At 63.4% G+C, this 21,881-nt stretch carries 23 protein-coding genes; 15 read left to right on the top strand and 8 right to left on the bottom strand.

Annotation, left to right across the window (positions count from 1 at the left end; translation table 11 throughout):
• Positions 1–124: 124 nt before the first annotated feature.
• Together B3M58_RS19980 and olsB are read right to left on the bottom strand one after the other, a co-directional pair.
• The gene (locus B3M58_RS19980; RefSeq protein WP_296221839.1) at positions 125–919 is read right to left on the bottom strand and encodes a lysophospholipid acyltransferase family protein; all 795 of its coding nucleotides are present in this window, start codon (positions 917–919) and stop codon (positions 125–127) included.
• A gap of 164 nt (positions 920–1,083) precedes the next feature.
• The gene (gene olsB, locus B3M58_RS19975; RefSeq protein WP_296221836.1) at positions 1,084–1,842 is read right to left on the bottom strand and encodes an L-ornithine N(alpha)-acyltransferase; all 759 of its coding nucleotides are present in this window, start codon (positions 1,840–1,842) and stop codon (positions 1,084–1,086) included.
• Between the two features lie 145 nt (positions 1,843–1,987).
• Here olsB and B3M58_RS19970 point away from each other — a divergent pair, with 145 nt between their 5' ends.
• The 7 genes from B3M58_RS19970 to B3M58_RS19940 all read left to right on the top strand — a co-directional run bounded on the left by B3M58_RS19970 (position 1,988) and on the right by B3M58_RS19940 (position 7,635).
• Positions 1,988–2,878: an acyl-CoA dehydrogenase gene (locus tag B3M58_RS19970; RefSeq protein WP_296221834.1), complete on the top strand. Its 891-nt coding sequence runs from the start codon at positions 1,988–1,990 to the stop codon at positions 2,876–2,878.
• Positions 2,879–3,106: 228 nt separating this feature from the next.
• Positions 3,107–3,892: an MBL fold metallo-hydrolase gene (locus B3M58_RS19965; RefSeq protein ID WP_296221832.1), complete on the top strand. Its 786-nt coding sequence runs from the start codon at positions 3,107–3,109 to the stop codon at positions 3,890–3,892.
• A gap of 112 nt (positions 3,893–4,004) precedes the next feature.
• Positions 4,005–5,126 carry a serine hydrolase domain-containing protein gene (locus B3M58_RS19960; RefSeq protein ID WP_296221831.1) on the top strand — a complete coding sequence of 374 codons (1,122 nt, stop codon included), beginning with the start codon at positions 4,005–4,007 and terminating at the stop codon, positions 5,124–5,126.
• On the top strand, positions 5,123–5,461 hold the full coding sequence (locus B3M58_RS19955; protein WP_296221829.1) for an amidase: 339 nt from the start codon (positions 5,123–5,125) through the stop codon (positions 5,459–5,461). The genes B3M58_RS19960 and B3M58_RS19955 overlap by 4 nt, the downstream gene beginning before the upstream one ends.
• Before the next feature lie 82 nt (positions 5,462–5,543).
• Positions 5,544–5,777 carry a hypothetical protein gene (locus tag B3M58_RS19950; protein WP_296221827.1) on the top strand — a complete coding sequence of 78 codons (234 nt, stop codon included), beginning with the start codon at positions 5,544–5,546 and terminating at the stop codon, positions 5,775–5,777.
• On the top strand, positions 5,777–6,934 hold the full coding sequence (locus B3M58_RS19945; protein WP_296221824.1) for a phospholipase D-like domain-containing protein: 1,158 nt from the start codon (positions 5,777–5,779) through the stop codon (positions 6,932–6,934). The genes B3M58_RS19950 and B3M58_RS19945 overlap by 1 nt, the downstream gene beginning before the upstream one ends.
• A gap of 89 nt (positions 6,935–7,023) precedes the next feature.
• Positions 7,024–7,635, top strand: a complete 612-nt coding sequence (locus tag B3M58_RS19940; RefSeq protein WP_296221823.1) for a DUF2846 domain-containing protein — start codon at positions 7,024–7,026, stop codon at positions 7,633–7,635.
• A gap of 268 nt (positions 7,636–7,903) precedes the next feature.
• Here B3M58_RS19940 and B3M58_RS19935 read toward each other — a convergent pair whose 3' ends face one another.
• Entirely contained in the window at positions 7,904–9,427 is a 1,524-nt protein-coding gene (locus B3M58_RS19935) for a fumarate hydratase (RefSeq protein ID WP_296221820.1), read from the bottom strand.
• A 319-nt stretch (positions 9,428–9,746) separates the two neighbouring features.
• Between B3M58_RS19935 and B3M58_RS19930 the strand changes: the two genes are divergently transcribed.
• From B3M58_RS19930 to B3M58_RS19920, 3 genes are read left to right on the top strand one after another with little or no spacing between them, the layout of a single operon-like run.
• Positions 9,747–10,874 carry a GGDEF domain-containing protein gene (locus B3M58_RS19930; RefSeq protein WP_296221817.1) on the top strand — a complete coding sequence of 376 codons (1,128 nt, stop codon included), beginning with the start codon at positions 9,747–9,749 and terminating at the stop codon, positions 10,872–10,874.
• Entirely contained in the window at positions 10,867–11,808 is a 942-nt protein-coding gene (locus B3M58_RS19925; protein ID WP_296221815.1) for an iron-sulfur-binding ferredoxin reductase, read from the top strand. Before B3M58_RS19930 ends, B3M58_RS19925 begins: the two co-directional genes overlap by 8 nt.
• Positions 11,809–11,846: 38 nt before the next feature.
• A complete protein-coding gene (locus B3M58_RS19920) occupies positions 11,847–12,620 on the top strand; it encodes an enoyl-CoA hydratase (RefSeq protein WP_296221814.1) in 774 nt (257 codons plus the stop codon).
• Between the two features lie 187 nt (positions 12,621–12,807).
• On the opposite strand, the gene pyk is transcribed toward B3M58_RS19920, so the two are convergent.
• Together pyk and B3M58_RS19910 are read right to left on the bottom strand one after the other, a co-directional pair.
• Positions 12,808–14,259, bottom strand: a complete 1,452-nt coding sequence (gene pyk / locus B3M58_RS19915; protein WP_296221813.1) for a pyruvate kinase — start codon at positions 14,257–14,259, stop codon at positions 12,808–12,810.
• Positions 14,260–14,408: 149 nt separating this feature from the next.
• Positions 14,409–15,215 carry a tetratricopeptide repeat protein gene (locus B3M58_RS19910; RefSeq protein ID WP_296221811.1) on the bottom strand — a complete coding sequence of 269 codons (807 nt, stop codon included), beginning with the start codon at positions 15,213–15,215 and terminating at the stop codon, positions 14,409–14,411.
• Positions 15,216–15,363: 148 nt separating this feature from the next.
• Between B3M58_RS19910 and B3M58_RS19905 the strand changes: the two genes are divergently transcribed.
• The 3 genes from B3M58_RS19905 (at position 15,364) to B3M58_RS19895 (ending at position 16,650) form a co-directional block, all read left to right on the top strand.
• Positions 15,364–15,738: a tetratricopeptide repeat protein gene (locus tag B3M58_RS19905; RefSeq protein WP_296221809.1), complete on the top strand. Its 375-nt coding sequence runs from the start codon at positions 15,364–15,366 to the stop codon at positions 15,736–15,738.
• Between the two features lie 72 nt (positions 15,739–15,810).
• Positions 15,811–16,233, top strand: coding sequence for a DUF4124 domain-containing protein (locus tag B3M58_RS19900; RefSeq protein WP_296221808.1), 423 nt, complete (start codon positions 15,811–15,813; stop codon positions 16,231–16,233).
• Between the two features lie 60 nt (positions 16,234–16,293).
• Positions 16,294–16,650: a PilZ domain-containing protein gene (locus tag B3M58_RS19895; RefSeq protein WP_296221804.1), complete on the top strand. Its 357-nt coding sequence runs from the start codon at positions 16,294–16,296 to the stop codon at positions 16,648–16,650.
• A 69-nt stretch (positions 16,651–16,719) separates the two neighbouring features.
• Here B3M58_RS19895 and mqo read toward each other — a convergent pair whose 3' ends face one another.
• On the bottom strand, positions 16,720–18,222 hold the full coding sequence (mqo, locus tag B3M58_RS19890) for a malate dehydrogenase (quinone) (protein ID WP_296221803.1): 1,503 nt from the start codon (positions 18,220–18,222) through the stop codon (positions 16,720–16,722).
• Between the two features lie 869 nt (positions 18,223–19,091).
• Here mqo and B3M58_RS19880 point away from each other — a divergent pair.
• Positions 19,092–19,676: a YajG family lipoprotein gene (locus B3M58_RS19880; RefSeq protein WP_296221798.1), complete on the top strand. Its 585-nt coding sequence runs from the start codon at positions 19,092–19,094 to the stop codon at positions 19,674–19,676.
• 63 nt (positions 19,677–19,739) lie between these two features.
• On the opposite strand, the gene B3M58_RS19875 is transcribed toward B3M58_RS19880, so the two are convergent.
• On the bottom strand, positions 19,740–19,946 hold the full coding sequence (locus B3M58_RS19875; RefSeq protein WP_296221796.1) for a hypothetical protein: 207 nt from the start codon (positions 19,944–19,946) through the stop codon (positions 19,740–19,742).
• A 386-nt stretch (positions 19,947–20,332) separates the two neighbouring features.
• Here B3M58_RS19875 and B3M58_RS19870 point away from each other — a divergent pair, with 386 nt between their 5' ends.
• Complete coding sequence (locus tag B3M58_RS19870) at positions 20,333–20,620, top strand: hypothetical protein (RefSeq protein ID WP_296221867.1); 288 nt, start codon at positions 20,333–20,335, stop codon at positions 20,618–20,620.
• 51 nt (positions 20,621–20,671) lie between these two features.
• On the opposite strand, the gene B3M58_RS19865 is transcribed toward B3M58_RS19870, so the two are convergent.
• A complete protein-coding gene (locus B3M58_RS19865) occupies positions 20,672–21,838 on the bottom strand; it encodes a 1-acyl-sn-glycerol-3-phosphate acyltransferase (RefSeq protein ID WP_296221793.1) in 1,167 nt (388 codons plus the stop codon).
• Positions 21,839–21,881 lie beyond the last annotated feature (43 nt).

Genomic DNA, 21,881 nt, shown 5'->3' with positions numbered 1-21,881 from the left:
GCGAGCCCAGGCTAGGCGCCCCCGTCAGAATGCTCATTTACAGCCAGTAAACTGCGCTTCTTCGGCCGTTTTTGCCTTGTCTCGGCGGCCTCGCCTACGTTTTTCAACGGCCTGTTCGACAGCTCTAGGCGGCCTGGCTTTCTGTTTCGGTCCTCTGTGTTTCAGTTGCGTCTGCTGCACCAAACAACGCCAGGCTGATCGCCTGCTGTGCCGCGCGGGCCAGGGCATTGCGATTCAGTTCGCTGCTGGCAATCGGCGTCAGCAGCTGGATCTGCACTTCACTCAGCTCGCTGCCGAGCAGTCGCAGCAGGTGCGAGAGCATGTCGTCATCGCCGATAAACGGCGCCACGCTGCACGGCTGACCCTTGCGCAGGTAGCGGATGGCCACCGGTTGCACAGATACCCTGCTATCGATCGCGCTGCTCAGCAGGCGGCCGTGAAAGGTGCGCAGGCCGAGACCGTCGGTGGTGGTGCCTTCGGGGAAGATCAGCAGGTTGCGCCCGCGCTGCAAATGCCGGCCGAGTTGCTGGTTGAGCAAGTTGCTGTCGCCCGAGCCGCGGCGGATAAACAGGGTGCCGGCCTTGTGCGCCAGCCAACCCGCCACCGGCCAGGTACGCACCTCGGCCTTGGACAGAAAGGACAGCGGGGTGAGCATGCCGAGCAGCGGAATATCGGTCCAGGACACGTGATTGCTGACCCACAGCATCGGCTGGCGCGGCAGCTCGCCCTGTACCTGCAGGCGAAATGGCAAGGCGGCGGCCAGGCGCGCGAGAAACCAGCGGGTCAGGCGCTGGCGGGTCGGCATCAGGTCATGCCGCACCAGGCGTTCCAGCAGGGTGATGCCCGCCGCCAGCAGGGTGCCGAGGCTGATCACCGCCAGCAGGCGCGCCAGGCGCAGGTATAAACGCACTTTCTTCATCGGCCACTCCACAGCAAAACACAAAAGCCGGCACTGTCTACAGCGTGCCGGCGGCTTGTGCAACCCAGATCAGTGTGTGGGTTGGGTTGAGGTGCGTAGCGCCGAAGCCCAACAGGAAAGCCCGTTGAGCGTCGTTCCTCAGCGCCAACCTACGGCCATCGTCATTAAACAGCGGCCTTGAAATGCCGGGCATAGCGCGGGCACAACTCGTCACGCTTGAGCAGGATAAACACGTCGGCGACCTGGAAATCCGGGTCCCAGCACGGCTCGCCGCAGATCTTCGCGCCCAGGCGCATGTAGGCCTTGAGCAGCGGTGGCATCTCGGCGATCACGTTGCTTGGCACGTCCAGGCTCGGCAATGGGTTCTTCGGCTCGGCGCGCAAGTGCTCGGTGCACAGGTAACGCTCGCGCAGGCGCTGCATGATCGCCTGGGCCTGAATGCCGCCGTCCTGCATGGGGATGCTGGCGCAGCCCATCAGGTAGCGGTAGCCGCCCTCGTTGAGTACTTCGGCCAACTCGCCCCAGAGCACGGCGATAGTCGCGCCGTTGCGGTAGGCGACGTCGACGCAGGTGCGGCCGATTTCCAGCAGCGGCCCTTCGAGATGGCTGAGGCCATCCAGGCTGAACTCTTCTTCGCTGTAGAAGCGCCCCAGCCCTGCGGCGGCGCGATGGTCGAGCAGGCGGGTGGTGGCGACCAGCTCACCGCTGTTGAGGTCACGCACGCCGATGTGCGCGCAGTGAGCATCGTAATCGTCCATGTCCAGGCCCAACTCGGCGCCGTTGAGCTTGGCATCGAACTCCGCGCTGAATACGCGAAAGCGCAGGGCTTGGGCCTCACGCAGGGCCGCAGGACCGATTAAACGTTCGGCCTGCAAGCGACGTGCTGGGGTGGTGCGGTCGCGGGTGAGAGCGATCTGGGTCATGCCTAGCCTCCATTAGCCGGCTTTTTGCCTTGCGGCCGGTCGATCTTGTTGGGCAAGCTCAGGCTAGGTAGAGCCGGTGTCACCACTGTGAAGTTTTGGTGATGCTTGTGTGACAGTGACCCATGACCAAAGCGAGGAGCTGCGTATGCCCTGGCAACGCCTGTTGCAACCCCATGACCGCCTGCCCGCCGCTGCCAATCTGGAGGAGTGGTATGCCTTGCTGCTGCAACAGCTCGGGCGCCCGTCGCCGTTCGAGCTGGCCGTGCTCGGTGGGCGCTTGGCGGCAACCCCGGGGCTGGCGTTTCTTGCCGGTTACCAGGGCGCTTTGCGCGTGCTGTGGCCCTCGGCGCCATGGTCGCTGGGCGCGTTGTGCGTCACCGAGAACAAGAGTGTGCGCCCGGCGGATATGCTTACGCGGCTAACTGGCTTGGCGCTGAGCGGGCGCAAGGATTTCGTTACGGCTGCGGATTCGGCGGATTGGTTGCTGGTCGCCGCGCGCGAAGAGCCACCAGGGTTGCCGCCGCAACTGGCGCTTGGTGTGGTGCGCAATGGCGCGCCGGGTGTCCGCATCGAGGTGCTGCCGGCATTGCCCTTGATGCCGGATGTCAGCCATGGCCGGCTGCATCTCGAGCAGGCCCAGTGCGAACGGCTGGCCGGCGATGGCTGGGATGCATACGTGAAACCCTTTCGCAGCATCGAGGACCTGCACGTGCTGACCGCGCTCAGCGCCTGGTTATATGGCGTCGGCCAGGATTCGGCCTGGCCGCAGGCGTTGCAGTTGCGCCTGCTCGGCCTGCTCAGCGGTTGCGCCGAAGTGGCGCGCCAGTGTCCGGCGCTGCCCAGCACGCACCTGCTGCTGGCGGGGCTGTTTGCCCAGTTCACGCTGCTTGGCCCCGAGCTGGACGCCGCGCTTGCCGCCGGCCCGGCCGAGTGGGCGAGATTGTGGCAGCGCGACAAAGGCCTGTTGTCGATTGCCAGCACGGCGCGTAGCAAACGCCTGGAAAAGGCCAAGGCCGCGCTGGGCGTAACCCTGTAAGCCTCAAGACTGATCGGCGGACAAGCCTGCGGCATGTCCGCCCTACGGGGTGCGGTGTTGCTGCTGGCGTGTAGGGTGGACATGGCGAAGCCTTGTCCACCACCAGCGCGGGTGGCTCGGCGGCTGACAAGCCCATGGCGTGCCCACCCTAGGGTGTGTCGTTGATCCAGATCAGTAAGCCGCTCGTGCAACCCCGCTAAGGTCGCGCCGTTTGGGGGAGAGCATTTCATGCGACGCGAGCCTATCGTGCTGTTCGATAACGGCAGTCACCAATGCCTGATGTTCGATGACCTGGTCAGCGGCGAGGGCGTGCAGTCCAATCAGTTCCTGATCACCGACCACGGCCAGTACCTGCTGCTCGATCCGGGCGGCGACCTGACCTACACGCCGCTGTCGTTGGGCTTGTCGCGGTTCATTCCGGTGCAGGAGCTGACCTATATCTTCGCCTCGCACCAGGACCCGGACATCATCGCTTCGCTGGACAAGTGGCTGCTGCACACCCGCGCACGGGTGATCTGCTCCAAGCTGTGGGCGCGCTTTTTGCCGCACCTGACGGCCAACTACCTGGCGATCAACCACGGTATTTCCACCTACGATCGCATCATCGCCTTGCCGGACCGTGGCCAGTCCTTCGCCCTCGGCCAGTGCACGCTGAAGGCGGTGCCCGCGCACTTTCTGCATTCGGTGGGCAACTTCCAGCTGTACGACCCGCTGAGCAAGATCCTCTTCTCCGGCGACATGGGCGCCTCCCTGGTCGACGACGCCAGCCCGGTACGCGACTTCATCAACCATGTGCCGCACATGGAAGGTTTCCACCGCCGTTATATGGCCAGCAACAAGGTCTGCCGGTTGTGGGCGGCGATGGTGCGCGAGATGGATGTGGCGATGATCGTGCCGCAGCACGGTCGGCCCTTCGTCGGCCAGGCGATGATCAGCGCATTCCTCTACTGGATCGAAAACCTCGAATGCGGGCTCGACCTGATGGGGCCGGAGGATTACCGCCTGCCTAAGTGAACGGCCCTGACGTTACGCGCCGAATCGCCCGTTGAACCGGCATGTTCAGCACTTTTTACTGTCATTTCAGCCGTGCTAGGGTGCCGCTTCTGTCATCGCGAGAGGCGTTCCCATGCCCGTTTCCCTGCCGCGCCGGCTGGCACTGATGCTCGCCCTGGCGCTTTTTCCGCATCTGCTCCTGGGCGCAGAAGCCTGGCCCGATGCCGAATGGCCGCGCAGCACAGTAGCGAGTAGCCCGGCGATCAAGGCGCTGGACGCCTACGCCTTCCCGGCGCGCGACGATGCCACGCGCCGCGGGGTGCGCACGGATGCGCTGCTGGTGATCCGCGATGGCGTGCTGGTGTACGAGCGCTACGCCGGACCGACCCAGGCCGACACGCCGCATCTGGTCTGGTCGGTGAGCAAGAGCCTGCTCGCCACGCTGCTCGGCGTGGCCTATGGCGAAGGGCGCTTCACGCTCGACGCGCCGGTGGCGCAGTATTACCCGCCGTTCGCCAAGCACCCGGGGATCAAGATCGGCCACCTACTCAACTGGGCCTCGGGACTCGCCTGGCAAGAGGATTACGAATACGCGCCGCTGCAGTCCTCGGTGGTGGCCATGCTCTACACCCGGGGCCGCGCCGACATGGCCGCCTTCGCCGCCGCGCATGACGCCGATGCCTTGCCGGGTACGCGCTTTCGTTATTCCAGTGGCGACAGCAACGTGCTGGCGGCGGCGCTCAAGGGCATGCTCGGCGCCGAGGCCTATGCCGACTACCCGTGGACCGCGCTGTTTGAGCCGCTGGGCATCACCTCGGCGGTGTGGGAGCGCGATGCCGCCGGCACCTTCGTCGGCTCTTCCTATGCTTACCTGACGGCTCGCGATCTGGCGCGGGTCGGCCTGCTGATGCAGCGCGACGGGCGCTGGCGCGAGCGCCAGTTGCTGCCCAAGGCCTGGGTCGATTTCAATCGCACAGCGTTCGCCAATTACCCGCCGCAGACAGCGCTGCCGGGGGAGGCCGTGCCGGGCGGCCAGTGGTGGCTCAACGCCGATATGCCTGGGGCGGCCAAGCCCTGGCCGGATGTGCCGGGCGATGCTTTCGCCGCATTAGGCCACTGGGGCCAGGGCCTGTACGTGCTGCCGACGCAGAAGCTGGTGATCGTGCGCTACGCCGATGACCGCGACGGCAGTACCTCGCACAACGAATTACTCAAGCACGTCACCGCCGCCTTTGCCGACGAGGTGCAACCATGATTCGCCGTCGCCCGTTCAGCACCCTGTTGCTGCTGATTGGTTTGTTGCTCGCCGCCCTGGCCTGGCAGAACCGCAGCCACCTGCAAGCCTTTCCAGGAATCATCGGCGCCTATTCGGCCAAGGAGTACTGTTCCTGCCGCTATGTCGTGAAGCATCCGGCCGCCTACTGCGCGGCGTATATCGAGCATTTGGTGCCGCTCAGCGGCTTTTTCGACGACCCGGCCAACAAGCGCGTGACCGCGCGCGGCCTGGGCCGCACGCAGACGGCGCAATGGCTGGGCGTGCGCCAGGGTTGCCAGTTGCTGGCGCAGGCGATAGCGCTGCCTGACGCCTGAGCCCCAGCCGCGCCGCGCAGGCTTTGCAAGACCGCTGCGGGTCGCTATCGTGGCGCCTGAATGGGTTGCCCCCCGAGGATTTATGCGCAGGCTCCATGCCCTGTTTCTTGCCACCGGCGTGGCGTTGCCAGCCCAGGCCAGCGGGTCCCTCGACAACCAATCTTCACGCCGGGCGTTGATCGCCACCCATACCGCCAACGACGCGCACGTGCAGTGTTTCCACCCGGGCAAGGTGCGCCTGCGCGTTGCTCTGGCGCCGGTCGGTGACGGCTTGTCGATGCCGGTCGGCGCCGTACTTATGTTCGCCGCGCGCTGATGCCCGGCACGATTTTCCCTTGGCGCAACGGCAATCAATTTGCCTTGCTCAACGATGGGCCGGTGTTTTTCCCGCGCATGCTCGCGGCCATCGACGCGGCGCAGCGGCAGGTCGAGCTGGAGTTGTACCTGGTGGAAAGTGGCGCCTGCGTTGAGGTGCTGCTGCGTGCGTTGTGTGCGGCCGCGCAGCGCGGCGTCGAGGTGCGCTGCCTGTTCGACGATTTCGGTTGCCAGGCGTTGTTGCCGGTCGATCGGTTGCGCCTGCAGGACGCCGGGGTCCACCTGCGCTGGTACAACCCGCTGCGCTGGCGCCGTGGTGCGCGTAATTTTTACCGCGATCACCGCAAGCTGCTGCTGGTCGATGGTCAACTGGCATTTGTCGGCGGTACCGGTGCCACCGACGAATTCTGGACGCCGGGTGCCGCGCCAAGTGCGTGGCGCGAAGTGATGGTGGAAATCGCCGGGCCGCTGGTTGCGGATTGGCAGCAGTTGTTCGATCGCCAGTGGCAGATCTGCCATGCGCGTTTTGCCTGGCGGCCGCGCCCTGCGCCAGGCCTCAAGCGCCTGCCTGGCGCGCCGCCGATGGGCCAGGGGCTGGGCCGGGTGGCGTACGCCGACGCCCAGCAGCACCGCGATATTCTGCAATCGCTGGTGCGTGCCCTGCGCGGCGCCAAGCAGCGTATTTGGCTGGCCACGCCGTATTTCCTGCCGACCTGGAAAGTCCGCCGCGCGCTGCGCAAAGCTGCGGCACGTGGTGTCGATGTGCGCCTGCTGCTCAGCGGCCGGCACACCGACAATCCGCCGGTGCGCTTCGCCGGTCAGCGCTATTACCCTCGTCTGCTCAAGGCCGGTGTGCAGATTTTCGAGTACCAGCCGCGTTTCCTGCATTTGAAAATGGTGCTGGTCGACGACTGGGTCAGTGTCGGCTCTTGCAACTTCGATCACTGGAACCTGCGCTTCAACCTGGATGCCAATCTGGAGGCGCTCGACCCAACGCTGACCGCGGCGGTGTTGGCCAGCTTCCAGACGGACTTTGCCGAGAGCCACGAAGTCAGCCTCGAAAGCTGGCGCGCCCGGCCCTGGTGGCGGCGCGTGCAGCAACGCGTGTGGGGCTGGCTGGATCGCGTGGTGGTCAACCTGCTCGACCGCCGTCGCTAGGGTCTGTTGCTTGCCCGCACTTTTGTCGGGTGCCGGGTTCCGTTGGCGGGATTATGCTCGGCGCATCCCTCGAATAAAGGATCACCCCGATGCGCTGCCTTCCGCTGTTCGCCCTGTTGCTGTCGGTTGTCTTGAGCGGTTGCTCCACCGCGGGCGCCTTCTTCGGTGCGACACAGGGCGAGGTATTTCGCGAACATCGCCTGAGTGACGATAACCATGCGTTGGTCTATCTCTACCGTCCGCAAAGCGACTGGGCCGACCAGGAGCTGGAAGCGCCCGGCCTGTTCCTCAATAACCAGTTGATCGGCAACCTGCCGAGTAACGGTTATCTGGTGCTGGAGTTCGATATCGCCAGTTATCAGTTGGAAATGCGTCGGCCGCTGTTCGGCAGTTACTGGACTCTGCTGGCCGACGGCCCGCTGGACTTTACCCGCATCGCCAGTTTCGCCCTGGATGCCGAAGCCGGTGGGGTGTATTACCTGCGTTACGACGAACTCAACCCACCACCCGGCAGCGATGGCGCCGCCAACGAAGGCGACGGCCCGTTGCAGTTGGTTTCGGCCCGCCTGGCCCAGGCAGAAATCGGCGCGACCCATGAAGTGCAGCCGTTCGAGCGGATTGTCGCGAGTGGCGAGCGCGAGCGCCCGCAGCGTGGTTTCTGGCGCGCAGTAGGGCAGGCGCTGGATACGATCGGGATCTAGGTTATTAGCTGTTGGCCACAACGCTGGCGAATCCCCGACCTTTGCCTTGAGTGCGCTCATGGCGGCGAAGAGAATCCGGCATCCAGATCACCTTGTAAGAGCGCGTGCTGCGCCAGTTGCGGTGAATAACGCAGCGATCCCGGCTTGCCGGGTTGCACGCCGAGCCTGGTCTGAGTGACATGCTGGGTATCGCTGCGCTCAATCCAGCCTGGGGGCTGAAAACGACAAACCCGGCACTCGGCCGGGTTTGTTGTGTGTAGAGCAGCGGTTACTTGATCTCGACCGCCAGGCTTTCGGCGATCTTGCTTTTCCAGATCGCTGGGCCGGTGATATGCACCGACTCGCCCTTGGTGTCGACGGCCACGGTGACCGGCATGTCCTTCACGTCGAACTCGTAGATGGCTTCCATGCCCAGTTCGGCAAAGGCCACCACGCGCGACTTCTTGATCGCCTGGGCGACCAGGTAGGCAGCGCCGCCGACGGCCATCAGGTACACGGCCTTGTTGTCCTTGATCGCTTCGATGGCAATCGGGCCGCGCTCGGACTTGCCGATCATGCCCAGCAGGCCGGTGCTTTCGAGGATCTGCCGGGTGAACTTGTCCATCCGCGTGGCGGTGGTCGGGCCAGCTGGGCCTACCACTTCTTCACGCACCGGATCGACCGGGCCGACGTAATAGATAAAGCGGCCCTTGAGGTCGAACGGCAGTTGCTCGCCCTTGTTGAGCATGTCGACCATGCGTTTGTGCGCCGCGTCGCGGCCGGTGAGCATCTTGCCGTTGAGTAGCACGGTCTCGCCCGGCTTCCAGCTCTGCACGTCTTCTGGGGTCAGGGTGTCGAGGTCGACGCGGCGCGCACTCGGGCCGGCTTCCCAGACGATTTCCGGGTAGGCGGACAGGTCCGGCGCTTCCAGTTCGGCAGGGCCGGAACCGTCGAGCACGAAGTGCGCGTGACGGGTGGCGGCGCAGTTGGGGATCATGCATACCGGCAAGGAAGCCGCGTGGGTCGGGTAATCCATGATCTTCACGTCGAGCACGGTGGTCAGGCCACCCAGGCCCTGGGCACCGATGCCCAGCTGGTTGACCTTGTCGAACAGCTCGAGGCGCATTTCCTCGATCTTGTTCTGCGCACCGCGGGCTTTCAGCTCATGGATGTCGATGTGCTCCATCAGCACTTCCTTGGCCATCACTGCGGCCTTCTCGGCGGTGCCGCCGATGCCGATGCCGAGCATGCCCGGCGGGCACCAGCCAGCGCCCATCTCCGGCACGGTCTTGAGTACCCAGTCGACGATCGAGTCGGACGGGTTGAGCATGGCCATCTTCGATTTGTTCTCGGAGCCGCCGCCCTTGGCTGCGACGTCCACTTCCACCTTGTCACCGGGGACGATGGAGTAGTGGATCACCGCCGGAGTGTTGTCCTTGGTGTTCTTCCGCGCACCGGCTGGGTCGGCCAGGATCGAGGCGCGCAGGACGTTTTCCGGCAGGTTGTAGGCGCGGCGTACGCCTTCGTTGATCATGTCGTCGACGCCCATGGTGGCATCGTCCCAGCGCACGTTCATGCCAACGCGGACGAACACGGTAACGATGCCGGTGTCCTGGCAGATCGGCCGGTGGCCGGTGGCGCACATGCGCGAGTTGATCAGAATCTGTGCCATGGAGTCGCGCGCGGCCGGCGATTCTTCGCGCAGGTAGGCCTCATGCATGGCCTGGATAAAATCCACGGGGTGGTAATAGGAGATGAATTGCAGGGCGTCGGCGACGCTCTGGATCAGGTCGTCTTGCTTGATCACGGTCATGCTTGGCGCTCCTTTTGTAGGGCAGGAACTTCGAGGGACGCCGAACCAGAACCCGGCGCGCTGTTGCAGTAAAAAAGGCGCGGCAGTATACCGCGCAGCAGGCTGGGCGGACACCCGCCGACGGTCGACCTTGGTCGCTGATCGCCCGGCTTGCGCGGTTATTGCGCGGCGTGGGGAGGCGCCGGTGAGGCGCATGCATGGCGGATCACCGGTGTTGGTCCGCGAGCGATTCCAGGCACGCTGTGCCTGCCGAGCGCGCTAGGCAATTTGTGATCACAAGGGTAGAGTGGCGGCTAGATGCCAGTATGGGATGGAGCCCATGAGCCTAAGCAGCCAACGGGTCACTCAGCGAACTCTGCAAAGCCTGCTGCTGAAGCGTTTCGGCATGGCAGTGGCGACCTATGCCTTGACTGTGCTGCTGTGCTGGATCGGCGTGATCAACGAGCTGTTTCGCGCCTCGTTGTCCTCGGCCTGGTTGCTGATTGGCCTGATGGCGTTGAGCCAGTTGGTCTTTCTCGGGCTCTTCCTCTCCGGACAAAATCTGCGTTTGCGCGACCCCAGCCTGACCGAGCCGCAGGTGCTGGTCGCCCTGGCCTGGTTGACGGTACTGCTGGCCATGTTCGTCGAGGGGCGTGGCACCTTGTTGGTGATTTACCCGCTGATCCTGCTGTTCGGCGTGTTTCAACTACCGCCCAAGGTGTTTGTGCGCAGCACCACATTGGCCTTCTTCGGGTTTGCCGGGCTTAACCTCTATGAAGCCTACACCTACCAACTGGCCAATCCTGGGCTGGCGATCCTGCAGGTTAGCGCGCTGGCCTTCGTGCTGGTCTGGCTGAGCCTGTTCGCCAGTTATATGCAGGCCATGCGCCAACGCATGCGCCAGCGCCGTTTTGCCTTGCAGGCACACCAGGACACGTTGCGCGGAATGATGCGCCAGCTCGAAGACCTGGTTGCCACCGACGAGTTGACCGGCCTGTGCAACCGCCGGCACTTCCTGCGTCTGGCCAGCCGCGAGCTGGAAAACCTGCGCAGCGGTCGGCATCACGGCCTGGCGCTGATCGACCTGGATCATTTCAAACGGATCAACGATGCCCACGGGCATGCCGCTGGCGACCGCGTGTTGCAAACCTTCGCCGCCGTGGCGCGAGCCTGCCTGCGCGACGGCGACACCATCGCCCGTTATGGCGGCGAAGAGTTCGTGCTGTTGCTGCCCAATACCGACGCCGATCAGTTCACCGCCTGCTGCGAACGCTTGCGTGAGGCCTTTAATCAGGCTGAACCGCTGGGCGTTAAGGTGGATAATCTGAGTTTGTCTGTCGGAATGACCTTGCTGACCATGCACGATGATCTGGATGAGGCGCTGCAACGCGCCGATCAGGCGCTGTACCAGGCCAAACGCAGCGGGCGTAACCGTTGCGCGGCGGCCTGGGAGGATGCCGATGCCTGAACTCCGGGTGGGTGAGCGACGCCTGGTCGTTGAGCCCGCTAGCAACCTATTGGATGCTTTGCATGGCGGCGGCATTGCCGTGCCCTACAGTTGCCGTGCCGGCAGTTGCCACGCCTGCCTGGTGCGTTGCGTGCGCGGCGAGCCGCTGGATGCCAAGCCTGACGCCCTGGATGAGTCGCGCCGTGAGCAGGGTTGGCGGTTGGCGTGTCAGTGCCGGGTGGTCGACGACTTGCAGATCGAGGTGTTCGACCCATTGCGTGACGGTCTACCGGCACGCATCGATAGTTGCACCTGGCTCAGTGCGCAGGTACTGCGCCTGCGTCTGCTGCCGCAGCAAGCGCTGCGTTATCGTGCCGGCCAGCACCTGGTGCTGTGGAGCGAGAGCGGCGTCGCCCGGCCATACTCGCTGGCCAGCCTGCCTGGCGAAGATCCGTGGCTGGAGTTTCATCTGGATTGTCGCCTGAGCGGCGCGTTCAGTGATGCGGCGCGCCAGTTCAAACCCGGTGACAGCGTGCGCCTCGGCGAGTTGCGCGGCGGAGCGTTGCACTACGATGCCGATTGGCAAACGCGGCCGCTCTGGCTGCTAGCCGCCGGCACGGGGCTGGCGCCGCTCTATGCGGTACTGCGCGAAGCCCTGCGTCAGGATCATCGGGGCGCCATTCGGGTCATTCACCTGGCGCATGATCGAACCGAGCATTACCTCGCCGATGCACTGGCAGCGCTGGCGGCCAGCCATGCCCAGTTGCAGATCGAGTTACTCAGTGCGGCCGAGTTGCCAGCGGCTTTGGCCGAACTGCGCCTTGTTTCGCGGCAAACCCTGGCCTTACTCTGCGGCCACCCCGACAGCGTCGAAACCTTTGCGCGCCGCCTGTATCTGGCGGGTTTACCGCGTAGCCAGGTGTTCGCTGACGTCTTTTTGCCCCACGCGCGCTAGCCTGCTAGCTCGCGGATGGCCTGCCGCGAGGATTGATGATGAGCGAGCACCTGCTGGTTGAACGCGAACAAGGGTTGCTGACCCTGCGCATGCACCGCCCCGACAAGAAAAATGCCCTGACCCGCGCCATGTACAGCGGCATGGCCGAAGTGCTGGTGCAGGCCGATCAGGATAAAAGCGTGCGCGCCGTACTGATCAGCGGTGGCGAGACCTGCTTCACCAGCGGCAATGACGTGGCCGACTTTATCCAGGCACCACCGACTGGACTGAACAGCGAAGTGTTCCAGTTCATGCAGGCGCTGTTCGACTTCAGCAAACCGGTGGTGGCCGCAGTCAATGGCCCGGCGGTGGGCATTGGCACGACCATGCTGCTGCACTGCGACCTGGTGTACGTCAGCCGCGATGCCACGTTGAAGATGCCCTTCGTTAACCTCGGTCTGTGCCCCGAATACGGTTCCAGCCTGATTCTGCCGCGCCTGCTCGGTCACGCCCGCGCTGCCGAACTGTTGCTGCTCGGGCAGAGCTTTACCGGCGAGCAGGCTGCCACTTGGGGTATTGCCAATCAGGCGCTGGACAGCGGCGCGGCAACCTTGGCCAAAGCCCGCGAAATGGCCCTGCGCTTTCAGCAACTGGCACCGGCTGCGGTGGCTGACAGCAAACGCCTGATGCGCGCGCCGGGTCGCGAGGAGCTGCGCCGGGTGATCGAAGAGGAGGGCGCGCTATTCGGCCAACGCCTGCGCTCGCCGGAAGCCATCGAGGCGCTGACCGCCTTTATGCAGCGGCGCGCCCCGGATTTCAGCAAGTTTGCCTGATGCCTCATTCAGAGTTGTCAGCAGTGCTGGCGGCTTCTGCGAAACCCGTAGGAGCGGCCTTGGCCGCGATGTCTCTCTATATTGATGTCGATTCGCGGGCAAGCCCGCTCCTACAAGGGCTGAGCCTCAGGCGTAGCCAACAAAAAAGGCCGCTCACTGAGCGGCCTTTTGTATTGCGGCGCGGTGGTTACACCAGCGCTTCACCGACATGCAGGATCTTCATGCCGTTGGTGCCGCCGATGGTGTGGTAGCTGTCGCCCTTGGTCAGGATCACCCAGTCGCCTGGTTGCACCACGCCGCGCTTGAGCAGTTCGTCCACCGCCGCCTGGCTGACCTGTTCCGCCGGCAGCGCCGCCGGATCGAACGGCACGGTGTAAACGCCGCGGAACATCGCCGCGCGCGCCTGGGTTTCACGGTGCGGGGAGAATGCGTAGATCGGCACCGAGGAGCGAATCCGCGACATGATCAGCGGCGTGTAGCCGCTTTCGGTCAAGGCGATGATCGCCTTCACGCCGGGGAAGTGGTTCGCCGTGTACATGGCGGCCAGGGCGATGCTTTCGTCGCAACGCTCGAAGGTCGTGCCCATGCGGTGGCTGGAGCTTTTGCTGGTCGGGTGTTTTTCCGCGCCGACGCAAATCCGCGCCATTGCCTGCACCGCTTCCAGGGGATAGGCGCCGGCGGCACTTTCCGCCGAGAGCATCACCGCGTCGGTGTAGTCGAGCACGGCGTTGGCCACGTCGGAGACTTCCGCACGGGTCGGCATCGGGTTCTGGATCATCGACTCCATCATCTGCGTCGCCGTAATCACCGCCTTGTTGTGGCGGCGCGCGTGCAGAATGATTTTCTTCTGGATGCCGCACAGCTCGGCATCGCCGATTTCCACGCCGAGGTCGCCACGGGCCACCATCACCGCATCACTGGCGCGAATCAGACCGTCCAGGGTTTCGTCGTCGGCCACCGCTTCGGCGCGTTCGATCTTCGCCACCAGCCAGGCGGTGCCGCCTGATTCGTCGCGCAGTTTGCGTGCATATTCCATGTCCGAGGCATCGCGCGGGAAGGACACGGCCAGGTAGTCCAGCTCCATCTCGGCGGCGAGCTTGATGTCGGCCTTGTCTTTCTCGGTCAGCGCCGGCGCTGTCAGGCCGCCACCACGGCGGTTGATGCCTTTGTGGTCGGACAGCGGGCCACCGATCAGCACCGAGCAATGCAGGGCATCGGCGGTGGCGGTCTCGACACGCATGACCACGCGGCCATCGTCGAGCAGCAGTTCGTCGCCGACGCCGCAGTCTTTCACCAGATCGGGGTAGTCGATGCCGACGATGTCCTGGGTGCCTTCGGTCAGCGGGTGGCTGGTGGAGAAGGTGAAGCGATCACCGACTTTCAGCTCGATACGTTTGCCGGCGAATTTGGCGATACGGATTTTCGGCCCTTGCAGATCGCCGAGCAGGGCGACATGCCGGCCATGCTTGGCGGCCAGGTCACGCACCAGCTTGGCGCGGGCTTTGTGTTCATCCGGCGAGCCGTGGGAGAAGTTCAGACGGGCGACATCCAGACCAGCCAGAATCAGCTGTTCGAGTACTTCGGGCGAGTTGCTGGATGGGCCGAGGGTGGCGACGATTTTGGTGCGGCGAAAGGTCATGCGCAGACTCCTGAGTTGAAGCTGTCGGCGAGGCTACTACGCTGAAACCCTGTAGTCATTGTTCCTCTGCACTACCTAACCCAGGGTTTTTCGGCATTCGCGCGGGTCGATTTGTGCGCACGGGCCTGAGCCCTCGAAAATCGCTTGGTTCAGGGCATGCCGCGATTCAAGGCTTGATCGAGGTGGCGGGCGGCCTTGTTGCCGAGTGCGCTGTCCGGGTATTGCACCAGCAGGCGACGCAGGTAGCCGATGGCCTTGTCGCGGTTGGCGCTGGGGTTGTCCGGCGCCAGGTACATCAGGCCGAGTTGGTAGAGGGCCTTTTCTTTGATGTCGGCGGGTACGCCGGCGTCGCTCAGCGCCAGCAGGTAGAGTTCCTCGGCCTCGGCAACGCGGTTTTTCAACACGGCGCGGCGCGACAGCAGGGTCATGTCCGGGTCGAGGCTGGCCTGATAGAGGTCGAGGTTCTGGTTGGGCTTCCAGTGTGCGAGCAGTTCGCGCGAGGTTTTCTGCACCGGTTCGTTGGCGCGCTGGCGGGTCGTCACGATGCGCGCTTCGGCGCGTTCGGCGGCGCGCGTAGCGGGAAACTCGTTGAGCACCTGATAGAAGTAATTCAGCGCCTTACTGTCGTCGCGCTGGTCGTTGAAGCGGTTCATGTACACCAGGCCGATCTGGTAGAGCGAGATGGCGCGCACTTCGGCACTGAGTTTCTCGTCGCGGTAACCGATGAGGTAGAGCGTTTCGGCTTTTTCGCTCTTGGCATCGCGAATCGCCAGGGCGCTGTAGGTCAGAAGGTCGCCTTCCTCTTCCACCGCGGCGGTCATGCGGTTGCTTTTGAGGGTTTTATACTCGACCACCTCGTTGGTGGTGATTTGCGCGATAAACAGCGGCGTGGTCGGTGAGCAGGCGCTCAGCAGGCTTAGGCAGGCGAGTGGAAGAATGAGGCGGGCGGACAACATGGCAGCTCCTTGGCACCTGGGCCGGATGCCGGCAGTCTAGCCAGCCGCCGTGTGCGCAGCCAAGCCAGCGCCAGCAGTTCCCATCGGAGGATATGCCCTGCAGATTTTCGCGCGGCAGTCGATACACTGCTCAATGGAGGAGAGGCCCATGCGAACCCTGTTGATCGTTGTCCTGGCGCTCGGCGCCGTCGGTTGTACCCGGTGGTCGCTCGATCATCATTTGAACAATGCCTACCGTGCTTACGAGCAGGGGGAGTGCGAAGACGTGATGCTGGAGCTGTCGCAAGCCGAGCGTAAAAGTCGCTCGCGCAGCTATTTGCAGCCGGAGATCTCCTTGCTGCGCGGTCAGTGCCTGGAGCGGCAGAACCTGTTTGTCGATGCGGCGCAGACCTATCAGTTCATCATCAGCCGTTACCCGGCCAGCGAATATGCGTTCCGCGCCCGCGCCCGGTTGGATACCCTGCGCCAGCTTGGCCATCACAGTGCGCCGGAAGCCGCCAAGGCCTCGCCCGCAGCGCTTTGACCATTGGTCGCCAGGCACTGGTAGCATGGCGTGCCGAGGGTAAGCTGAGGCCTTTGTTCAGGGAGGAAAATCATGCGGGTGTTGCTGTGTCTGTTGCTGTTGCCGGGGTTGGCGGCGGCGGAGATTTACCGTTGGACGGATGCCAACGGCCAGGTGCATTTTGGCCAGCGACCTGCTGTGCCGGGGGCCGAGCAGGTCGAGGTGACACCGCAAGTGGTCGAGCGCGATGCGGCAACGCGTGAGCGTGAGGCGCGCACCGAGCGGTTTTATGATGCGCGTCGCGATGAGCAAGCGCAGGCTGCGGCTGCGTCTGCCGAGCGCCAGGCCAAGCGGGCGCAAGAGTGTCGCGAACTGCGCGGCAAGCTGGCGCGGATGCCCGAAGGGCGCCGCTATTTTCGCCTCGAGGCGAACGGCGAGCGCAGCTATTACAGCGACGAACAGCTTGATGCCGCTCGTCGTCAGCTGCGCGACCGAGTGTCTGAACGCTGTACCTGAAACTGGTTTAAGAGCAGTAGTGCGGCCATACTCAAAGGCCATCTATAGCGATTTGCCACTATGCCGACTCAGCGCCGAATCGACCGCCATCAGTTGCCTTACTACCTGAAGGTGTTTAATCGCATCACCGACAAGCCGATGGGCTACATCGGCAATGTGTCGCTGGACGGCCTGATGTTGATCAGCCAGCTGCCGATGCTGGTGGGCGCGCGCTTCGACATGCGCTTGAAGATTCCGGGGCAGGATGCTCAGCGATTTGTCGATTTTTCCGCCACCTGCCAATGGTCCCGCGAGGACATCACCCCGGGCAGTTTCGATTCCGGTTTCGCCCTGGTCGCGCCACCCGCCGAGTACGTCGAAATGGTCGATGCGTTGCGCCATTACTTCAGCTTTCACCCCCTGGCCGCATCCGCATAGCGCGAACCCGTCTGCCAGAAACATAAAAACCGCCCCGAGGGGCGGTTTTTAGTGACTGCGGCAATCGACTCAGGCCATGGCTGGCTCGCTCAGTTGCAGCAGTGCGTCCGAGCGCGCTTGCACGTCGTGGTAACGCGCAGCGTCGCTGGCCAGAACGGCCCCCATGGCCGGGAAGATCTCGTTGAGCTTGCTGCTCCACTGCGCGGTTTTCACCTGCTCGCCGAAACAGCGCTGGATCAGATCGAGCATGATCGACACGGTGACCGAGGCGCCTGGCGACGCGCCGAGCAAGGCGGCAATCGAGCCGTCTTCGGCGGCCACCAGCTCGGTGCCGAACTGCAGGATGCCGCCGTTCTTCGGGTCTTTCTTGATGATCTGCACACGCTGACCAGCCATCTCCAGACGCCAGTCTTCGGCTTTCGCTTGCGGGTAGAAGCCGCGCAGGGTTTCCAGGCGCTGCTCTTCCGATTGCAGCACTTCCTTGACCAGGTAGCGGGTCAGGTCGAAGTTGTCGCGGGCCACCGCCAGCATCGGGCCGATGTTGTTTGGGCGTACCGACAGCGGCAGGTCGAGGAAGGAGCCGTGGCGCAGGAACTTGGTCGAGAAGCCAGCGTAAGGACCGAACAGCAGCGAGGTCTTGCCATCCACCACGCGGGTATCCAGGTGCGGCACCGACATCGGCGGCGAGCCGACGGCGGCCTGGCTGTAGACCTTGGCCTGGTGCTGTTTGACCACTTCCGGGTTATCGCAGCGCAGCCACTGGCCGCTGACCGGGAAACCGCCGAAGCCTTTACCTTCCGGAATGCCGGACATCTGCAGCAGCGGCAGCGCCGCGCCGCCAGCGCCGAGGAAGACGAACTTGGCCTGGATTTCACGGCTGCTGCCGCTTTGCTGATCCTTGACGCTGACGCGCCAGCCCTGGGCATTACGCTTGAGGCCGGTGACCTTCTGGCTGCAAGTGACCTTGGCGTCTGCCTGCTGGCCGAGGTGGTCGAGCAGGTGCTTGGTCAGGGTGCCGAAGTTGACGTCGGTGCCAGCCATCACGCGGGTGGCGGCAATCGGCTCGTTCGGGTCGCGGCCCGGCAGCATCAGCGGCATCCACTCGGCCATGGTGGTGCGGTCTTCGGTGTATTCCATGTCCGCGAAGGCGTGGTGCGCGGTCAGCGCGGCAAAGCGCTTCTTCAGGTAGTCGATACCTTTCTGCCCACGGACGAAACTCAGGTGCGGCACCGGGTTGATAAACGACTTGGGCGAGCCGAAGCGACCTTTCTCGACCAGGTAGGCCCAGAACTGCTTGGATTCCTCGAACTGGGTATTGATGGTCACCGACTTCTTGATGTCGATCGAGCCGTCGGCCGATTCCGGCGTGTAGTTCAGCTCGCACAGGCCGGCATGGCCGGTGCCCGCGTTGTTCCACGGGTTGGAGCTTTCAATCGCCCCGGATGTCATCATCTCGAGCACTTCCAGCTTGATCGCCGGGTCGAGTTCTTTCAGCAGCACGGCCAAGGTCGCACTCATGATGCCGGCACCAACCAGCACCACATCCACTGCTTCGTAATCGTTTTGCGCCATTACCACTTCTCCAAAAAATGCAGCACCCAATTGACGGCCAGAGGCCTAAGCGTAAAACCACGCCTATCAGCAGTCGCTGAGATGTCCTGGGTGAATGGAGGGAGGGGTAACCGTGCGTTTGCCAGCCGCAAGATCATTCATTTTTCGCCACACTCTTGTGAAGTTGTTGAAACCGTTTTTTCACGCTCTTTTGGAGCCGTGAACCTCAAAAAAGCTCGTGTGCCCGGGCCTGCCTTTTCACCGGCGCGTACGCGCCATTGCATGGCTGCAAGGCGTTCTGCGGTGGGGCGAAGGCGGGCTAACCGGAAGGGCAGCACGAAGTGGGCGACTCTCTGGGGCGTGCCGATGGCTTGTGCATCAGCGGTACGGCGAGGCCGATCAGGAGGCGTCCTTATAATCGGGGCGCGATTATAAGGCGAAAGCAGAAAAATTGATCGTCCGGCGTGACTTTTCTTCTTCCGTCGGTCAGGCCGCCAACGCTTTTTCGGTACCTGCATGCACGACGACTGGTGCGACTTTCGCACTGGCGGGCAGCGTTTGTTGCAGCCAGCAGAGCCGTTGCTCGTTGACCTCGATCCAGCCGACACCTACTGGCGCCTGGGTTGACTGGCGAAAAGCGCGACAGCGATCATCGTCACCGAGCAGAGCGAACAGGCGCATCGGGCGACGAGCAGCAAGCAGCGAGCGAAGGCAAAACATGGCAAAGATCCACGGCGGTGAACGACTAAAGTCTTATGCCTGACACGCATGACAGCGGCGTGACAGGAACCTGCACGCCGGCCCTGGGTCATACACACGACGCTGTTAGCGTACTGCGCCGCTGGTTATACTGCCGGCCACTTTTGCGCCCTACCCATGGAGAGATGAGCATGCTGCATCGCCTGTTGTTTGGTCTGATCGCTGTCGTCAGCCTGACCCTGGTCGGCTGTGCCCACAGCCCGCAACAACTCAGCCCGCAACCCAAAATCAATGGTCCGCTGACCGCCGTTGGCCAGGGCCAACCCGTTGTGGTGCGGGTTGCCGATGGTCGTCCGTCGCCGGTGCTCGGCACGCGCGGTGGCCTGTACCCGGAAACCAGTGCGATCAGCGTCACCGGCCAAGATATTCTGCCCAAGTTGCAGGCCCAGGCCGAAGCTGCCGTACGCCTGCTCGGCTTCACCCCGACGCCGAACGCCTATAACGCACCGCAGCTGACCCTGACCCTGGCCGAACTGAAGTATCAGTCGCCGAAAGAAGGGCTGTACGTTACCGAGTCGGACATCACTGCAACCTTCCGCGCCGATGTGCAGAACAGCTCGCGTCGTTACAGTGGCCGTTATGGTTCATCGCTGAATCAGCGTTTCGGCATGGCGCCGAACCAGGAAACCAATACCAAGCTGGTCAGCGATGTGTTGAGCGACGCGCTGACTCGCGCGTTCAAGGACCCAACTATTGGGCAAATGCTCAGCCAGTAAGCGGCAAGCCACCACAAAAAAGGCCGGTCAAATGACCGGCCTTTTTTGTGGTGGCGAATTGGCTCAGGCCGCTTCGGCATACAGCTCAGGCAGGCTGAAGCCGGTGTGCAGGTCGGTGTCTGGCAGGTCGTAGTGCTCGTGACCACCGAGGGTGCAATAGACCAACCAGTGGTGATCCTGCACGTTGAACGACAGTTCGTCGATCACGGCTTCCACGTCGTCTAGCGAGTCGATCAGGTAGTCGCGATCAAGCGGTTGTGGATTGAGCATGGCAGTTCCTCCGGGACAGTTTGAATACGCTCCCGAGCAATGAGCTCGGTGCATAGCTGAAGAGGATTCAAACCTTAGGCCAGAGATGTGACGATTTTCAGACGATTTAGGGATAGCGCCATCGTTCGTCGGAAACGGAACTTATAAAGAAGGCGCTTCAGTAAACTGCGCGGCGTATTTTGGACGGCCTGGTCGACGGTTGGCGGTGTGAAATGCGATTGCTGCACGGGTTTGAGGCAGGGTATCGGCGTTGGCCGATAGCCGCTTGAGGGATTTGCGCCTGGCCTCGCCCGCACAGTCGCTGCATTGCACCCTGAGTGCGCCGGCATTTCCCTTTGCTGGTGCATATGGTCCGCCGTTGCACCAATTTGATCTGGAGGTTGCTGATGTCGTTGCAGGCGCTTTGGTCCCTGTTTCTTGCCCAGCCTGCGCCGATGCTGAACGGTCTGGCGATGTTTTTCGGGCTTGCCGGCGGCTGGCTGCTGCTGGCGACCCGGTGGCGCGAACAACGCGCGGCGCTGCGCATGCTCGCCGATAGCGATGGGCATGAGGTCGTTGAGTTGGCGAGCCTGCTTGATGAGCCGACTTTGCGACTCAATCGTTTTTTCTACCGTTTCGGCTCCGCCAGCCTGGGCCTGGCACTGGCGCTCTCCTGGGCCAGCACGCAGCTCTGAGCGGGATGCGACAGGCAGCCCATTGGCTGCCTTTGCCGCGCATAAGCCTGTTTACAACGGCAGGCCGGCCTTGACCCGGTATTGATTGCGCACCGGGTTGGCGTATTGCAGCACCAGGTAGGGTTGCTGCTCGGCTGGGCAATTGGCCAGGCGCTTGCTCCACTCGGCTTGCGCCGCAGCCAGTTCGGCGGCCGGGAACAGCTCGGCGGCCGCCGGCACCGCCAGCGCCGGGTCGCGCTCGGCCCACATCGCGTAGGCCAGGTAGTGCACAGGGAATAGCCGGTAGCCGCTGAGAATCTGCCGGTCCATTTCCTGTGCCAGCTGCTTGCTGTCTTCCAGGCCCGCGCTCACCGGCGGGCTGAAATGCACATGCACGCGGCCTTTGTAGCCGGTGATGCCGAGGGCGATGCTCTGGTCGTCTTCGCCCGGTGCTTTCGCGTAACTGCCGCTGCTGGCGCGGGTAAACAATTCGCGCGCTTTGGCTTGGTCGCAGGGGTCGTATTCATAGCTGATCGACACCGGGGTCAGTTTCAACGAGCGAATCACCTCGGCGAACGGCTCGTCTTTGCGGCTCATGTGGAACATCTTGAGGATTGCCGAATCGGTGCGGTCGTCGCCGTCTTTGGCGCGGCCTTCGGCTTGGGCGATCCAGATCGATTCGCAGTCATGCCGGATCGAGTGGCTGATGTAGGCCGACAGCAGTTGGTAGGCCGCCAGCTTCTCGCGGCGGCCGCTCAGCGAACGGTGCACGATAAAGCTTTTGTTCAGGCGCATCAGGTCGCTGACGAAGGGCTTTTGTAGCAGGTTGTCGCCGATCGCGATGCGCGGGGTCGGCAGGCCGGCGTGGTACACCGCGTAGTTGACGAAGGCCGGGTCCATGACGATGTCGCGGTGGTTGGCGAGAAACAGGTAGGCGCTGCCGGCCTTCAGTTGCTCGACCCCGGAATAGGTCACGCCATCGGTGGCACGCTCGATGGTGCGGTCGACATACGGCTCGACTTTGTCCTGCAGCGCCGCCACGGAGGCGATGCCGCGGAACTCAAGGCGCAGCCGATAGGCTATAAGTGGTTTAAGCAGCCAGCCCAGCGTGCCGGCCAGGCGTGGAAAGCGAAACTGGGTAAGGATGTCGAGAAACGCTTCGTCGGCCAGCAAGCGTCCCACTACATCAGGGACTTCGGCGTCGGCGTAAGGTCGGATGGCATCGAATTCGCCCATCATGCTCTCTTGTTGTTGGTCGGCTGCGATTGAATGAATGTGAGGC

Origin of the sequence: Pseudomonas sp. UBA2684, assembly GCA_002354655.1 — a bacterium.
GTDB lineage: Bacteria > Pseudomonadota > Gammaproteobacteria > Pseudomonadales > Pseudomonadaceae > Aquipseudomonas.
Note: the sequence above shows the minus strand (reverse complement) of the source record. Positions and strands in the feature narration are given on the sequence as shown.

Excerpts from the sequence above, each read along its gene's own strand:
- B3M58_RS19965 (WP_296221832.1), top strand. The coding sequence starts at position 3,107 with ATGCGACGCGAGCCTATCGTGCTGTTCGATAACGGCAGTCACCAATGC.
- B3M58_RS19955 (WP_296221829.1), top strand. The coding sequence starts at position 5,123 with ATGATTCGCCGTCGCCCGTTCAGCACCCTGTTGCTGCTGATTGGTTTG.
- B3M58_RS19940 (WP_296221823.1), top strand. The coding sequence starts at position 7,024 with ATGCGCTGCCTTCCGCTGTTCGCCCTGTTGCTGTCGGTTGTCTTGAGC.
- B3M58_RS19980 (WP_296221839.1), bottom strand. The coding sequence starts at position 919 with ATGAAGAAAGTGCGTTTATACCTGCGCCTGGCGCGCCTGCTGGCGGTG.
- B3M58_RS19880 (WP_296221798.1), top strand. The coding sequence starts at position 19,092 with ATGCTGCATCGCCTGTTGTTTGGTCTGATCGCTGTCGTCAGCCTGACC.
- olsB (WP_296221836.1), bottom strand. The coding sequence starts at position 1,842 with ATGACCCAGATCGCTCTCACCCGCGACCGCACCACCCCAGCACGTCGC.
- B3M58_RS19960 (WP_296221831.1), top strand. The coding sequence starts at position 4,005 with ATGCCCGTTTCCCTGCCGCGCCGGCTGGCACTGATGCTCGCCCTGGCG.
- mqo (WP_296221803.1), bottom strand. The coding sequence starts at position 18,222 with ATGGCGCAAAACGATTACGAAGCAGTGGATGTGGTGCTGGTTGGTGCC.
- B3M58_RS19935 (WP_296221820.1), bottom strand. The coding sequence starts at position 9,427 with ATGACCGTGATCAAGCAAGACGACCTGATCCAGAGCGTCGCCGACGCC.
- B3M58_RS19920 (WP_296221814.1), top strand. The coding sequence starts at position 11,847 with ATGAGCGAGCACCTGCTGGTTGAACGCGAACAAGGGTTGCTGACCCTG.
- B3M58_RS19950 (WP_296221827.1), top strand. The coding sequence starts at position 5,544 with ATGCGCAGGCTCCATGCCCTGTTTCTTGCCACCGGCGTGGCGTTGCCA.
- B3M58_RS19925 (WP_296221815.1), top strand. The coding sequence starts at position 10,867 with ATGCCTGAACTCCGGGTGGGTGAGCGACGCCTGGTCGTTGAGCCCGCT.
- pyk (WP_296221813.1), bottom strand. The coding sequence starts at position 14,259 with ATGACCTTTCGCCGCACCAAAATCGTCGCCACCCTCGGCCCATCCAGC.
- B3M58_RS19875 (WP_296221796.1), bottom strand. The coding sequence starts at position 19,946 with ATGCTCAATCCACAACCGCTTGATCGCGACTACCTGATCGACTCGCTA.
- B3M58_RS19865 (WP_296221793.1), bottom strand. The coding sequence starts at position 21,838 with ATGATGGGCGAATTCGATGCCATCCGACCTTACGCCGACGCCGAAGTC.
- B3M58_RS19870 (WP_296221867.1), top strand. The coding sequence starts at position 20,333 with ATGTCGTTGCAGGCGCTTTGGTCCCTGTTTCTTGCCCAGCCTGCGCCG.
- B3M58_RS19945 (WP_296221824.1), top strand. The coding sequence starts at position 5,777 with ATGCCCGGCACGATTTTCCCTTGGCGCAACGGCAATCAATTTGCCTTG.
- B3M58_RS19900 (WP_296221808.1), top strand. The coding sequence starts at position 15,811 with ATGCGGGTGTTGCTGTGTCTGTTGCTGTTGCCGGGGTTGGCGGCGGCG.
- B3M58_RS19930 (WP_296221817.1), top strand. The coding sequence starts at position 9,747 with ATGAGCCTAAGCAGCCAACGGGTCACTCAGCGAACTCTGCAAAGCCTG.
- B3M58_RS19905 (WP_296221809.1), top strand. The coding sequence starts at position 15,364 with ATGCGAACCCTGTTGATCGTTGTCCTGGCGCTCGGCGCCGTCGGTTGT.
- B3M58_RS19895 (WP_296221804.1), top strand. The coding sequence starts at position 16,294 with ATGCCGACTCAGCGCCGAATCGACCGCCATCAGTTGCCTTACTACCTG.
- B3M58_RS19970 (WP_296221834.1), top strand. The coding sequence starts at position 1,988 with ATGCCCTGGCAACGCCTGTTGCAACCCCATGACCGCCTGCCCGCCGCT.
- B3M58_RS19910 (WP_296221811.1), bottom strand. The coding sequence starts at position 15,215 with ATGTTGTCCGCCCGCCTCATTCTTCCACTCGCCTGCCTAAGCCTGCTG.